The 13917-nt window shown below is 56.6% G+C and carries 16 protein-coding genes; 5 read left to right on the top strand and 11 right to left on the bottom strand.

Annotated features, from left to right (window positions below; translation table 11 throughout):
• Positions 1-51 precede the first annotated feature (51 nt).
• The 11 genes from flgL to flgB all read right to left on the bottom strand — a co-directional run bounded on the left by flgL (position 52) and on the right by flgB (position 10378).
• Entirely contained in the window at positions 52-1269 is a 1218-nt protein-coding gene (gene flgL / locus Q9R35_RS14335) for a flagellar hook-associated protein FlgL (protein ID WP_042487530.1), read from the bottom strand.
• 35 nt (positions 1270-1304) lie between these two features.
• Positions 1305-3020: a flagellar hook-associated protein FlgK gene (gene flgK / locus Q9R35_RS14330; protein WP_063692848.1), complete on the bottom strand. Its 1716-nt coding sequence runs from the start codon at positions 3018-3020 to the stop codon at positions 1305-1307.
• A 105-nt stretch (positions 3021-3125) separates the two neighbouring features.
• Positions 3126-4091 (bottom strand): flagellar assembly peptidoglycan hydrolase FlgJ, encoded by a 966-nt coding sequence (gene flgJ, locus Q9R35_RS14325; RefSeq protein ID WP_045931737.1) that lies wholly within the window; start codon positions 4089-4091, stop codon positions 3126-3128.
• Entirely contained in the window at positions 4091-5221 is a 1131-nt protein-coding gene (locus tag Q9R35_RS14320; RefSeq protein WP_045931738.1) for a flagellar basal body P-ring protein FlgI, read from the bottom strand. Before Q9R35_RS14320 ends, flgJ begins: the two co-directional genes overlap by 1 nt.
• Positions 5222-5247: 26 nt before the next feature.
• Complete coding sequence (locus Q9R35_RS14315) at positions 5248-5934, bottom strand: flagellar basal body L-ring protein FlgH (RefSeq protein WP_086068896.1); 687 nt, start codon at positions 5932-5934, stop codon at positions 5248-5250.
• A 19-nt stretch (positions 5935-5953) separates the two neighbouring features.
• On the bottom strand, positions 5954-6739 hold the full coding sequence (gene flgG / locus Q9R35_RS14310; RefSeq protein WP_026484558.1) for a flagellar basal-body rod protein FlgG: 786 nt from the start codon (positions 6737-6739) through the stop codon (positions 5954-5956).
• Between the two features lie 44 nt (positions 6740-6783).
• Entirely contained in the window at positions 6784-7533 is a 750-nt protein-coding gene (flgF, locus tag Q9R35_RS14305) for a flagellar basal-body rod protein FlgF (RefSeq protein ID WP_045931739.1), read from the bottom strand.
• An 8-nt stretch (positions 7534-7541) separates the two neighbouring features.
• Positions 7542-8774: a flagellar hook protein FlgE gene (flgE, locus tag Q9R35_RS14300; RefSeq protein WP_042487549.1), complete on the bottom strand. Its 1233-nt coding sequence runs from the start codon at positions 8772-8774 to the stop codon at positions 7542-7544.
• A 54-nt stretch (positions 8775-8828) separates the two neighbouring features.
• Positions 8829-9521 (bottom strand): flagellar hook capping FlgD N-terminal domain-containing protein, encoded by a 693-nt coding sequence (locus Q9R35_RS14295; protein ID WP_042487552.1) that lies wholly within the window; start codon positions 9519-9521, stop codon positions 8829-8831.
• 23 nt (positions 9522-9544) lie between these two features.
• The gene (gene flgC / locus Q9R35_RS14290; protein WP_009458120.1) at positions 9545-9949 is read right to left on the bottom strand and encodes a flagellar basal body rod protein FlgC; all 405 of its coding nucleotides are present in this window, start codon (positions 9947-9949) and stop codon (positions 9545-9547) included.
• Between the two features lie 12 nt (positions 9950-9961).
• Complete coding sequence (gene flgB / locus Q9R35_RS14285; protein WP_042487558.1) at positions 9962-10378, bottom strand: flagellar basal body rod protein FlgB; 417 nt, start codon at positions 10376-10378, stop codon at positions 9962-9964.
• Positions 10379-10553: 175 nt separating this feature from the next.
• Here flgB and flgA point away from each other — a divergent pair, with 175 nt between their 5' ends.
• The 5 genes from flgA to Q9R35_RS14260 all read left to right on the top strand — a co-directional run bounded on the left by flgA (position 10554) and on the right by Q9R35_RS14260 (position 13906).
• Positions 10554-11258 (top strand): flagellar basal body P-ring formation chaperone FlgA, encoded by a 705-nt coding sequence (flgA, locus tag Q9R35_RS14280; protein ID WP_311220019.1) that lies wholly within the window; start codon positions 10554-10556, stop codon positions 11256-11258.
• A gap of 84 nt (positions 11259-11342) precedes the next feature.
• Entirely contained in the window at positions 11343-11633 is a 291-nt protein-coding gene (gene flgM / locus Q9R35_RS14275) for a flagellar biosynthesis anti-sigma factor FlgM (protein WP_311220018.1), read from the top strand.
• A gap of 15 nt (positions 11634-11648) precedes the next feature.
• A complete protein-coding gene (gene flgN / locus Q9R35_RS14270) occupies positions 11649-12098 on the top strand; it encodes a flagellar export chaperone FlgN (RefSeq protein WP_311220017.1) in 450 nt (149 codons plus the stop codon).
• Positions 12099-12347: 249 nt separating this feature from the next.
• Positions 12348-12611, top strand: coding sequence for a helix-turn-helix domain-containing protein (locus tag Q9R35_RS14265; RefSeq protein WP_052363008.1), 264 nt, complete (start codon positions 12348-12350; stop codon positions 12609-12611).
• Between the two features lie 20 nt (positions 12612-12631).
• Entirely contained in the window at positions 12632-13906 is a 1275-nt protein-coding gene (locus Q9R35_RS14260; protein ID WP_086046218.1) for a type II toxin-antitoxin system HipA family toxin, read from the top strand.
• Positions 13907-13917: the final 11 nt, after the last annotated feature.

The raw sequence follows: 13917 nt of genomic DNA, 5'->3' as shown, positions 1-13917 counted from the left end.
TGGTGCTTGACTGCCGGTTAAGGAAAAACCACCCAAAAAAGGACTGCAGACTTAGCGATTCATATTGAACAGACTCATGCTCTGAATCGTCTGGAACGCCATGGCCGACATTTCCAGAGCCGCCTTGCGCAGCTCCAGATCAGTAGAAGCCTGGAAAATATTCAGGTCTTCCAGGCGCGAGAGCTCATTGGTGTAATTCAAGGCACGAGCCGCACCGTTGGAACTCAAGGCGTCAATCTCGTTCATCCGCGTACCTACCGAGGAAATCACGGTCTGCACGTTATCGAAGTTTTCTCCGATACGTTGCATGGCCGAGTTCATCGCGTTGCGAAACTCAGCCTGGGCAGCAGGATCACCGCTGACGGGCTTGCGCAAAGCCTCCACCACCGATTGCAAGGTGTTGAACAGGTTCATGTCAGCCGAGCTGGTGCTATCGACCGAACTGACCTCGAAACTGTCACCCACGGCGGGTTTGCCTTCGATCTGAACGCTGACACCACCGGGCAGCTCGATACGCTGACGCTCGTTCTCATCCAGTACGCCCTGGCTGACAACTGCGCCATTCACTTCAATGTCGTACTCGGTTTCCGAGGTAAAGCGAATGGTGTAGTTGGCCTGTGCCCCTGCCAAAGAGGAGTTGCCATTGGGCGCACTGACTACTGCCGAGCCCGTATTGGCATTGGCCTGGGTGAAATAGGCTGTGGAGCCGGGATTGGCGCGTTCAAAAATGGTGCGACCATGGTCCGCCGAGTCCATTTGACGAGTTTGCTCCACCTGAATGTTGCGGCTATTTGTGTCGCCGGTGTAGCTGAAGGTATTGCCTGTACGCTCAAATGCCTGTGTTGTGCCTTTTGCGCCAGAAAACAGATACTGGCCCGATCCATCCTTGGTATTGGCAAAGCCGAACAAGGTATCCAGAGCGCTTTCCATCACCGTCGCCAAGGTGCTGCGGTCTGCGTCGGACATGGTGCCGGTAGAGGCTTCCACCAGACGGGTCTGCACACCTTGCAACTGCAGGTTGACGGCATTGAGCAGGTTTTCTTCTTCACCCAAAGCGCGCATGGCCACTTCACGGTTTTCACCGTAGCGCTTGTCCATGGCCTGAGATTGCGCCAGGTTAATGGTCTGAGCCGAAGCCAAGGGATCATCCGAAGGAGTGATCATCCGCTTTTGCGAGCCCATTTGCTGAAAAACCCGCATCAGATCGGACTGCTGCTTGTTGATCGAGGTCAGGCCCGTCTGAAAGAAAAGAGAAGAACTAATACGCATAGCAAGGTTCCAATTTCAAGACCAAAGAGCCGTAATCAACTACGCAGGCCTAAAAGGGTGTCAAACATCTGGGAGCTGACATCAATCAGGCGGGCGGCCGCCTGATACTGCTCCTGAAAACGCTGGAGCATGATGTACTCCTCGTCCTTGTTCACACCGGACAAGGACTGCTGAGCGGCATAGTTTTGCTCGATCAGCTTTAATTGCGCCTTGGCTGCAGTCCCGTTTTGCTGTGTTTGCACGGCAATACGGTTCACGATCTGGCCAAAAGAATCATTCAGGCTCAGGGAGCCGTCAGCCAGCACTTTGGTATTGCGCAGGTCAGCCAGTTTCTGGGCGATTGCACCGTCAGCCGAACCCGTGTCCATGTCAGCCGCCGCAATATCCTGCGGACGCTTGATCTCCACTTGCAAGCTGCTGCCTGCATTGACAGTGGGTTGAATCAACCAGGAGTCGCCATCTTCCGATTTCGTTTTCAGACTGGAGACATCAATTTCCAGGCCATCCACACGCGTAATGCCGCCGTTCTTGTCCGGACCGTTCAAAGGGGTCACGTCGTTGCTGGTCAGATTACGCAGCTGGAAGCGCCCGTCCACGCGCTCGATGCGGTAGTTATCGCCTGTCAGCTTGTCGACTGGCTGGGTGTAGCCCTTGCTGGGGTCAGCCGGATCGACCAGGTCTTTATAAAAAGACACACCGGGAACACCGCTACTGACCGGGTTGTTGCCATTGGCGATCACTTTCGGGCCGCTGATGCTGAACATGTCTTTGCCAGCGTCACCCTTCAAGTCCATGCCTTGACGGTGAATGTCGTTCACGGTGTGAGCCAGGCCCACCGCCAGACGCCCCAGAGCATTGATGGCAGGTTCCAGACTCTCCTGACGGAACTGCAGCAAGCCACCCAAGGTGCCGCCTTTAATGGTGCCTTCACGAAATTCGGACACCACCATCTTGCCGTCCACGTTCAGGGCAGACGTAAACCCCACAACTATGCGCTCGGGGTTTTCAGCCGAACGCACGGCATGCAAGGGGTAAACACGTTCGCCACCCAGCAGCATCTGACCGCCAGCCGTGGTTACGCTCAAACGCCCGTCCTGCTCAACCGTGCGCACATCAATCAGTTGACCCAGCTCGGCCACCAGTTGCTCGCGCTGATCCAGCAGATCATTGGGCTCGTGACCGGGCGTGGTGCCTTTGGCAGCCACGATCTGTTTATTGACGTTATCAATCCGCTCCAGATAACTATTGATCTGGGTAACGGTCGTGCCTACCTGGGTATTGATGTTCTCGTTGACGCGATTCATGTAGGAAGTCGCATCACGAATCTGAGTGGCCAGGCTTTCAGCTCGGCCCAGCAGTTCCTGGCGAGCCGAAGGATCTGCGGGCTGCGAAGCCACGGCCTCCAGACCATCAAAGAAGTTCTGCAAGGCGGGGCTGATACCGACTGTGCGATCCGAGAACAGATTGTCCAGCTGGGCAATTTCTGTGCCGTAGCTGACCAGAGCCGCGCCGGCTGTTTGCGAGCGCACCAGTTGCTGGTACAGAAAGTTGTCGTGGGAACGCTGAACGGTGACCACCTGCACGCCACGGCCGTAATAGCCATTGCCGCTTCCTACCGAACCAGCTGTCTCAACCAGGACCGATTGGCGGTTATAGCCAGCGGTATCGATATTATTAATATTGTGGCCCGTCACCTGCATGCGCTTTTGAGCGGCAAACAAGCCGGTAATACCAAGGTTGGCGAGATTCATATCAAATCCTTTCTGTCCTGCCCGGCCCGTAGTGTCCAAGGCGAAAAATGAACATGCTGCTTTTTAACGACCACCTTGGTGCAATATTTAGACCTGCATTAATAATTAAGACTTGCCGCCATCAAAGTAGGCCATGATGGAGATCAGTTTTTTGGCGTAGGAAGGGTCGGTGGCGTAGCCCGCATCCTGAATACGCTGAGCGGCCTCTTGGGGCGAACTCGCGTGTTTTACGCCTTCATAGCGTTTGTTATTGCCAATCAGCTTGGCGTAATCGGCAAAGGACTCGGCATAAGAGTCATAGGCGCGGAAGGTTTGCGTCATCTTGCGCGCCACGCCGTTTTGATATTCGGTGGTCATGACCTCTACCGTCTTGCCTTTCCAGGACGGTGTGGCCTTGATGCCAAACAAGTTGTGGCTGGTCGTGCCATCCGCGTGCATGATTTCGCGCTTGCCCCAACCCGACTCCAGCGCCGCCTGGCTCAAGATCAGCTTGGCGGGTACACCGCTATCTTCGGCTGCGACCTTGGCGGCCGTGTTCATGCGGTCCACAAACTGGCGAATGTGGTTAGGCGCACCCTGAATGGAGGAATACACGCGCTGCATGGTGCTGTTATTGCTGAGTTTGTCGATCAGCTCGGCAATGGAGGCCGCATCAATGGAGCGGTCATTGGGCATGCGCGAGCGCAGATCCGCACGGCGCGAATGAGCCGCTTCCGGATCATGGGACGCCACACCAAAAGGCTCACTGTTCTGCCCGCTCATCTGGGCTTGCAGGGCTTTGGCCAAGCCAATGCCAGGGTCAGCCAGTTGCATGGCCAGTTGCTCGTCGCCCAGGCTTTGCGCCATGCGCACCGATTGCGTATCAAACAGGCCGCCTTCGGGATTGGCAGCACGCGCCTGCTTCAAAATATTCTGAATGAACAGGGACTCGAACTGACGGGCCACTTGTAGCTGGGTAGCCTGATTCTGGCCGTCCTGCCCGGCTTGCCGACGCAGCTGGGCCAGTTGTTGCGGGTCAAAAATCGAAACCTGTGTTCCCGAACCAGGAGGTGGGAAGTACTGCACACTCATTAGATGATCTCCAAATCGGCCCGCAAAGCGCCCGCGCTTTTCAGGTTCTGCAAAATGGACAACAAGTCTTGAGGGGTGGCACCCAAGGCATTCAAGGCACGGACCACATCGGCCAGATTGGCACTGGTCTTGACGCGTTGCAGGGAGCCGCTATCGCTGCGCATTTCAATCTGGGTGCTGTCAGCCACCACGGTCTGACCACCACCAAAGGGCGTATCCGGCTGGCTGACTTGCGGTTGACGGCTGATCACCACGGACAGATTGCCGTAGGCAATGGCGGCCTCATCAATCGTTACCGTGCGGTTCATGACCACCGAGCCGGTACGAGCATTGATCACCACACGAGCACGTGCCGGTGGCAAGTTCACCTGCAGGTTTTCAACATGTGAAATAAAGGCGGTTTGAGCCTGCGGGTCCAAAGGACCGCGCACCTGAATCAAACGGCCATCCAGAGCGGTAGCTGTGGATGGGCCAAACTGCTTGTTCAGGGCCGCCACCACATTCTGGGCCGTACCAAAATCCGAGGAATTCATTTCCAGATTGATCACGCCGTCCCGAGCGTAGGTCGTGGGCACACTTTGCTCGACCGTTGCGCCGCCAGGAATCGTGCCGCCATTAAGCTGATTGACCTGCACGCTGGAACCACCCGCTTCGGCCCCTGCCCCACCCACCAGCAAGTTGCCTTGGGCAATGGCGTAAACCTGACCGTTCGCACCTTTCAGCGGGGTCATCAACAAGGTGCCGCCGCGCAGGCTCTTGGCATTCCCCATGGAGGACACCACCACATCCACGGACTGGCCGGGACGGGCAAAGGCAGGCAGACGCGCCGTTACCATGACGGCCGCCACGTTCTTGAGCTGCATATTGCTGCCCTGGGGAATTGTCACCCCCAACTGGGACAGCATATTGGTCAAGCTTTGCTGGGTGAAAGGAGCCTGACGCACCTGGTCACCGCTGCCATCCAGGCCCACGACCAGGCCGTAACCGATCAACGGGTTGTCACGCACACCCTGAATGGATGCCAGATCCTTGATACGCTCGGCCTGGCTGGCTGGAGCCAGCAACAGGCCCGCCGCCAGCATGGCTGCTTGCAGCACATGGCGATAAGAAGAAAAACGAGTACGACTCATGGAAAACGCCATAACAAGCACAAGGATCAGAACGGAGAGATATTCAGGAAAAAACGCTGTAGCCAGCCCATGGTCTGGACTTCGTCCATGACCCCTTTGCTACGAAACTCGATACGGGCATCGGCCACCTGGGTGGAAGACACCGTATTGCTGCCGGTAATGGAACGCGGGTCCACCACACCGGAAAAGCGAATGTGCTCGCTGCCACGGTTAATGGCGATCTGCTTTTCACCGGCCACCTGCAAGTTGCCGTTGGGCAAGACGCCGACTACGGTCGTCGTCAAGGTGCCGCTAAAGGTGTTGTCGGCACGGCTGGAACCCTTGCCCTGGGCCTTGTTCGAGCCGCTGACTTCAAAGTTCTGCTTGCTGCCCACTTCGTTAGGCAGGAAAGCCGGTACGCCCGTAAAGTCCAGGCCACCACTTCCTGTCCGATCCGTATTGGTCGAGACGTTCTTGGCCGCGTTGGTGCGCTCCTGAATCATGATGGTGACAATGTCGCCCACATTGCGGGGCCGTCTGTCTTCAAACAGCGGGTAGTTGCCGTAAGCCGAGGGCTGGTAGATGGAGCCGTTGGCCACCACGGCTGCAGGCACAGCCGGTGGCGGGGGAGCCGTCAAGGGGCCGGTCACCACATCTTCAGGAGGCACCAGCGCGCAGCCGGACAGGGCCACAACTACACACAGCGCAAGACGGCTCATCAGAGCTTGGAACATTGTCACGATCTCTTCCGGTTTACAGCTGCGTCAGGCGAGCCAGCATCTGGTCAGCGGTGGACACGGCCTTGCTATTGATTTCATAGGCGCGCTGGGTGCTGATCATATTGACCAGTTCCTCGGCCACGTTGACGTTGGAGGTTTCGTTGTACTTGTGCATGACCAGACCTGCACCGTCCATGCCGGGTTGCAGGAAGTTGGCAGCACCCGAGGCATCGGTTTCGATGTACAAGTTCTCGCCCATGCTTTGCAGGCCGGCCGGATTCACGAAGGTGCTCAGTTGCAACTGCCCCACTTCCACGCTGGCGCCGGCAGCACCGGGCTGAGTCACCGACACAGTGCCATCACGGCCAATGGTCAGTTCCAGCGCGTTATCAGGGATATTGATGGGGGGCTGAATGGGGTAGCCGCCAGCGGTAACCAGCTGACCATTCTGGTCGCGCTGCAAACTGCCATCACGCGTGTAGGCAAAGGTGCCGTCCGGCATTTCCACTTGCAGGAAACCGCTGCCCTGAATGGCGATATCCATATTGTGACCCGTGTGCTTCATGTCACCCTGGGTGTGGATACGCTCGGTTGCCACGGTGCGCACACCCGTACCAACCTGCAAGCCGGTAGGCAGCTGATTGGCGGCACCGACCTGAGCGCCGGGCTGACGAATGGTTTGATACATCAGGTCTTCAAACACCGCGCGGGTACGTTTGAAGCCAGTGGTATTCACGTTGGCCAAGTTATTGGAAATAACATCCATATTGGTCTGCTGGGCTTCCAGACCGGTCTTGGCAATCCACAGAGAGCGAATCATGTGTGTGTAATCCTTGACGCTAAGGCCTGCGCTATGGGCGCGGCTTAGCCATTAAATGAAAGTAGGGAGTTGGCCCGATCTTCGCGCGCGCTGGCATCCTGGATGACCTTCATCTGGGTTTCAAAGCGACGTGCATTGGCAATCATGGCCACCATCGCTTCAGCCGGGTTCACGTTGCTTTTTTCGATAAAGCCCGAAACCATGCGCACCGAAGGATCCGCCGGGGCCGGCGCTCCATTGTTCATGCGAAACAAGCCGTCCTGGCCACGCTGCAAATCGGCGGTTGGGGGATTGACCATCTTCAACTGGCCCATCACCTGGATGTCGCGCGGATTATCGCCGGCCCCCAGCGCGGTCAGCTGACCATCGCTGGAGAAAGTGATGGAACCACGATCCGGGATTTCAATGACCTGCCCATCGGCGCTCAGCACCGGCAAGCCACTTTGGGTAACCAACTGGTTTTGGGCGTTGACCACCAGATCGCCTGCCCGCGTATAGGCTTCCTGGCCATCCAGCGCACGAACGGCAAACCAGCCCTCGCCCGCAATGGCGACATCCAGCGCATTGCCGGTCTCGGCCATGGCACCGGGCTGAAAACGGCTGCCCGGTGTCACCGTGGCCGTACCGACGCGAGTTTGCGAACCCACATCGCTAGTGACAGGTACGGAACGGTAATACGCCAGTTGCTGACGAAAACCGGACGTGTTCACGTTGGCCAGGTTGTTGGTAATAACGTCCTGTTGCTCCAGCGTGCGCTGGGCGCCATTCATAGCGGTATAAATCAGGCGATCCATGACAGCTCTTAACGCAGGTTGACCAGGGTTTGCAGAACCTGATCCTGCGTCTTGATGGTCTGGGCATTAGCCTGGTAGGTACGCTGGGCAATAATCATATTGACCAGTTCCTGCCCCATATCCACGTTGGAATCTTCCACCGCCTGACCTTTGATCGATGCCAGGCCATTCTCGCCAGGGCGACCCAAAATAGGCTGGCCCGACTCCCCTGTTTCCGCCCAGGCGTTGCCACCCACGGGACGCAGACCTTGCAGGTTGCTGAAGTCGGCCAGAACCAAAGAGCCCAAACGCTGAGTCACACCGTTGGTATAGGCGGCGACCATGGTGCCATCCTTGTCGATGCTCATGCTGGCGTATTCACCCGTGGCGTAACCGTCCTGGTAGGGCTTGCCCTTGGCAAACTCACCGCCAAACTGGGTGGTGCCGTTATAGCGGATATCAAAGACCAGATCGTCAGCAGGCGAGGCATTGCCGCCAGGATTGGCCAGCGTTACGTTGACCGTGGCCGGGTTGGGGCTGGTCATCACGCCTGAACCGTTAAAGGTCATGGTCGCACTGGCCGGCGACAACGGTGTGCTGCCTTCCATGTAGTAAACGTCCCACACGCTTTCACCGGCTGCATTGGCAGGACGCTTGACGAAGTACTGGGAAATCTCGTGGCTGTTGCCCAGCGAGTCATAAACCGAGTAGCTGAACGATTCGCTGTAAGTGGTGGGGTCTTTGGGATCAAAGACATTGATGAGATTGCCATTGGCATCTTCTGTTGGGATCGCTTCGGCACCGCCGGGCAGGTTGGGCTTGAAATCCAGAGCGGTCGTGGCTTTGGGAGGCACGTTGGCCGATGGCACTTGCAGGCGCTGCAGCTCGCTGCTGCCCACGCCGTAACCTGTCAGGTAATGGCCTTGGGCGTTGATCAGGTAGCCGGCCTTGTCCGGATAGAACTGACCGTTGCGGGAAAACAGAACCGCCCCATTACTTTGCTCCAGGCGGAACAAGCCGTTTTCACCGTCAATGGCCATATCGAACTGGTTGCCCGAGTTGCTGACGTTACCAACCGAGAAACGCTGGCTGACGCGCGACACCTGCACACCCAGACCCACGCGGGAGTTGGCGTATACGTCCGCAAACTGCACCGTCGAGGCCTTGTAGCCCACCGTGCCCGAGTTGGCGATGTTATTACCGATGGAATCCAGGTTTTGGGAGGCGGCGTTCAAGCCACTCAATCCTTGTCCGAAGCTCATGAACTTTCCTTTTAATGTCGTGTTGGCTCAGCCCGCTTTTGGGGCAAGCGGCGCTTACATGATTTTGCGTATGTCCAGCAGGGAGAACGAACCCGCCAGGCCAAGATCCAGCATCAAACCGCTGGAGGTATAAGCCACGCTATCGACCTTGCCATGCGTCAATGGGCTGGCTGTGACGGCCGTGCCGTCATTACTGGCCAATACACTGACGGTGTACGAACCGTCGGCCAGCGGTGAACCGTCGTTATCCAGGCCATCCCATTCCAGCGAGTACACACCCGCCTCTTTGGGCCCCAGATCGTATTCACGGACCACTTTGCCGCTGCTGTCCTTGATATGAACCATGGTCGAGGTCGTCCCGCTGACCAGATCAATCCCGTACGGCATGGCTACTTTCTCGCCTTCCTGGCTGGTACCCAGGGACACTTTCGCGCCTGGCACCAGCACTTGCTTGCCGATCAGATTGGCAGCTTGCATGGACTGACTCACATCCATCTGCCCGGCCACGGCCAGCAAAGTGGTATTCAATTGCTGAATCCCTGCCACCGTGGACATTTGCGCCATCTGGGTCGTGACCTGGGCGTTATCCATGGGATTCAAGGGGTCCTGATTGCGCAGCTGCGTAATCAGCATGGTCAGAAAACGGTCTTCCGTTTCTGCCATTGCGCTCTTGTTACGGGCATCCACCCCGGCCATCGCCCCTGCGGTGGGGTCCAGGACATTGCGATCGTTATTGACTGTGCTCATGCTCTTTCTTTCCCGTAACCGGCTTACTGACCAATGGTCAACGTACGCAGCATCAGGTTCTTGGAGGTGTTCACCACTTCCACATTGGCCTGATAGGAGCGCGATGCAGCCAGCATATTGACGGTCTCGGCCACCACATCCACATTGGGCAGGGTCACGTAGCCTTGTTCGTCGGCGTAAGGATTGCCGGGGTCGTATTGCAGTCGGCCGGGCGCATCACTTTCCTGCACACCCACCACTTGCACGCCGCCCACGGGGCTATTGCCCTGGGGGGTCATTTGAAACACCACCTGGCGGGCCTTGTAGGGCTGACCATCGGGCCCGACCACGCTGTCGGCGTTAGCCAGATTGCTGGCCGACACGTTCAAGCGCTGCGATTGTGCCGTCAGGGCAGAACCGGCAATCTGGAAAATACTGAAACTGGACATGAAGACTCGCTATTACTGTTGCAATGCCGCCATCAAGCCTTTCAAGCGCTGGGAAGCCAGGTTGATCGTGCTTTGATAGTGCAAGGTGTTATCGGCAAATTGCATGCGCTCCACATCCATCTCGACCGTATTGCCGTCCAGAGAAGGTTGCACAGGAACGCGATAAAGCAACTCGTCCGTACTGGGGGGACGGGCTGCCTGGGCGGGAATATGACGGGCCGAGGTCAAGGACAAGCTGGTGTTGGGCAATGCCATCTGGCCCTGCCCCCCTAAAGCCGCTTTCAAGGTGGCCGTAAAGTCCATATCCCGGGCCTTGTAGTTAGGCGTGTCGGCATTGGCAATATTGGAGGCCAGAACCTCCTGGCGCTCCTGGCGCACAGCCAGGGCCGTCTGGTAAAACTTCAGGTGCTCACCGATGCGATCAATCATGGAGTCAAGCCAATATTCTGTGTTCAAGTTTGAGATCCAGGTGAACGCGCGCACGCCTTTTCACCGCCATAACAGAATGGTAGCCAGTGGCACTGCTTCACAAATCAGGGAACAAAACGCAATTTATCGGCCAGTTCAGCTCTTGACCTGGCGGCTGAGTCCGTAAAATTCAGTCATGACCTTATATAGACTCCTGATCTGCGCATGCCTGTTCACCGTCGGTGCGACAGCGAGCGTGCGCGCTCAAGAGAGCGTTCAGGCACTGAGCGTGCAAACCATGCAGGAGCAAGCGCAAGACTATCTGCTCAAGCAGGCGCAGATGTACCCCGGTATCGCCACCATCACGCTGGATGCGTCACGCCTGAACGCCATGCCCGCCTGCACCCAGAACCAGGTTTTTCTGCCCAGCGGCCAGCGTCTGCGATCCCGAATGAGTGTTGGCGTGCGCTGCCTGAGCCCGCAAAGCTGGAGCACGTCAATTGCTGCCACGCTGTCCATTCAGGGACACTATTACGTCACCAATCGCCGCATCAATCCGGGCGAAACCATCAATCAGGATGATCTGATCGAACGCGAGGGAGACTTGCTGGCCCTGGCCAACGGTGTAGTGATCGACCCCAAGCAGATCATTGGCTATGTCGCCAGCCAGCGTATTCCTTTGGGTAATGCAATACGGGCCTCGGCCCTGCGCGACCCGCAGTCGATCACGCGTGGCCAGATGGTGCGTACTGTGGCACGCGGCATGGGTTTTGTAGCCACGGGCGAAGGACAGGCCCTGCAAAGCGGCGCACCGGGCACCCAGATTCAGATCAAGGCCAGTTCGGGGCAAGTGATTTCAGCCACGGTACTGGATGCGTCCACGGTTCAGGTCGTTCTCTAAATTAAATCGGATGAGCATGCTAAAGTTTGCGTCCAGAGCGCCGTTACAAGATCAACGCAAAGAACAGGCCGCACGGAGAAACACGTGAAGATCAGCCCCTCCCCCCTCAAGACACCCCTCGCTGAAACCTCTGCCGCAGAACGCAGCAGGGCGTCCAATCGTGCGCGTCAAGCGTATAACAACAGCAGCAGCACCAACGAAGTGGACTTCAGCGCTGCAGCCCGCCAGCTCAATTCGCTGCAAGACAGCAGCGCCGATGTAGACATGAAAAAAGTCGAGGCCTTGCGCGAGGTCATTGCAGCAGGCGAGCTCAAAATTGATACCAGTCGGATCGCCGACTCCCTGATTGCCTCCGTGCGCGATCTTCTCAAGTAATCACCTGAAACGGCCATGTCTTTGCAAACCTGTCTTGCCGATCAACACCAGGCCCTGCTGGATTTCGAGCAGTTGCTGGTAGAAGAAAACACCCTGCTGCTGCGCAGCTTCGAGCCACAAGAACTGGCCCAGATCACACTGCGCAAATACCAGCTGGTTGAACGTATCGAACAACTGGACCAGGCCCGCGCCCAGCTCCTGCAAGCGCGTGAACTGGAAAACAGCCTTCAGGGCCTGCGCTACGCGGCTGAAGAGGACGAACTGGAACAAGAGCTGGAACAGTTGATCGAGCTGAGCGAGAAGGTGCGCAACGCCAGCGACAACAACCGCATTCTGGTTGATACCTTTTTGATCGATACCCAGCAAAACCTGGACGCCCTGGAAGCCTTCACCGGCCGCAATACCTTTTATGACGCCTCCGGCAAAACTCAGAATACCCAGTCTTCCTTGAGTTTGAAGGTATAGGACTGAGCAGACGCCAGTAGCGGCATGCCCAATATTGAAAGCGCCAACTATTTAGTTGGCGCTTTTTTTGTCCTGCCCGAACACGGAGAAGGCTGCAAGCCACGCTAAGGTACAAGGGCTGAACGCCCGAACATTTGAATGCCTGAACTCCATTACATTAAATATGATGTATTCTTTGAATACACCAAAAACGATGTATATTTAAAATACATCAAATTTATTGTATTTTGAATTCACAGGAGCCAGGCGATGCCAACAAGACTAGACGCCATTGCACTGCACAGCCCGGAGCAAATGCCCAAGCTCATCCGCTCGTTGCGCAAGCGCAAAGGCTGGAGTCAGATAGAGCTGGCAGACAAGCTGAACACAACGCAGCAAGCCATTTCGCGCATGGAAAATGACGCGTCTGGCCTATCGCTTAAAAACCTGTTTTCGGTTCTGGCCGTCCTGGAAGCCAAGATCTCCATTATTGACGCTCACGAGCCTGACAAACCTGAATCTATGGAGTGGTGATGCCTGTTCTGGACCTGTGGATGAATGGTCTCTTCGTTGGAAAGTGGCATAAGCCTGCCCGCGGCCCATCACAACTTAGCTACGCGCCAGACTGGATCGCCCATCCACAAGGCCGGCCGCTGTCTCTATCCCTGCCCTTTACATTCAACAATGAAGCATTTCGTGGCGAGGTCGTAGACAACTACTTTGACAATCTGCTCCCCGACAATCCCGAGATTCGCCAACGTATCGCCTCCCGCTTCAAAACCCGCTCGCTGGAAACGTTTGCCTTGCTGGAAGCAATAGGTCGGGATGCTGCTGGTGCCGTGCAACTTCTGCCGGAGAACTCTCCAGCGCCGGAGATTCACACCCTCACGGCCCGTCCTCTTACCGAAAGTGACGTTGCCGAACATTTGCGCGGCACACTTACCGCCCGCCAGGACCTGGCCCCCGAAGACTTTCGTTTTTCGCTGGCAGGTGCCCAGGAAAAAACGGCCCTGCTATGGCATCAAGGCCAATGGCACATTCCCCAGGGATCGACACCCAGCTCACACATCTTCAAACTACCCTTGGGATTGGCGGGCAATGTCCGCTTTGATCTGAGCCACTCGGTGGAAAACGAATGGCTCTGCATGGAGCTGCTCAAAGAACTGGGCTTGAATGTCGCCCACACACAAATTGGCCAGTTTGAAGATCAAAAGGTTCTCATCGTGGAGCGCTTTGACCGTGTCTGGAGCCGTCATGGTCATTTGATACGCCTGCCCCATGAAGACCTGTTACAGGCAAGCGGTTTGCCCTCGCATGCCAAATACGAATCCGACGGTGGCCCTGGCATCCATACCATCATGCAGGTCTTATCCGGCTCGTCCAATGCTCTGGCTGACCGACAGGCTTTCTTCAAAACCTTGTTGGTCTTCTACTTGCTGGCCGCCCCAGATGGCCATGCCAAAAACTTCAGTCTGGCCATAGAACCTGGCGGCTACTTCCGTCTGGCACCACTTTACGATGTGCTCTCGGCCTGGCCTTGGGTAGGCACAAAACAAAATCAATGCCCTATTCAGCGCGTCAAAATGGCGATGGCACTACGCACCAGCAATACTCGCTACAAGATGCAGGAAGTGCTTCTCAGGCATTGGCTTGCCGTAGGAAAAACCTATATAGGACAGCAAGCCACTGAATCCTTGATCGGAGACCTTCACCAGCTTGTGGAGCCAGCCATTCAAAATGTCTCGGCACGATTGCCAGCGCATTTCCCTGAACACATCAAAGACGCCATCTTCCAGGGCCTACGCAGCAACTTGCAGCGTTTGAAATAAAAAAGCCTGCC

Source organism: Alcaligenes sp. AB3 (assembly GCF_031844565.1).
GTDB lineage: Bacteria > Pseudomonadota > Gammaproteobacteria > Burkholderiales > Burkholderiaceae_B > Alcaligenes > Alcaligenes faecalis.
This window is presented reverse-complemented; position numbering and strand designations above follow the sequence as displayed.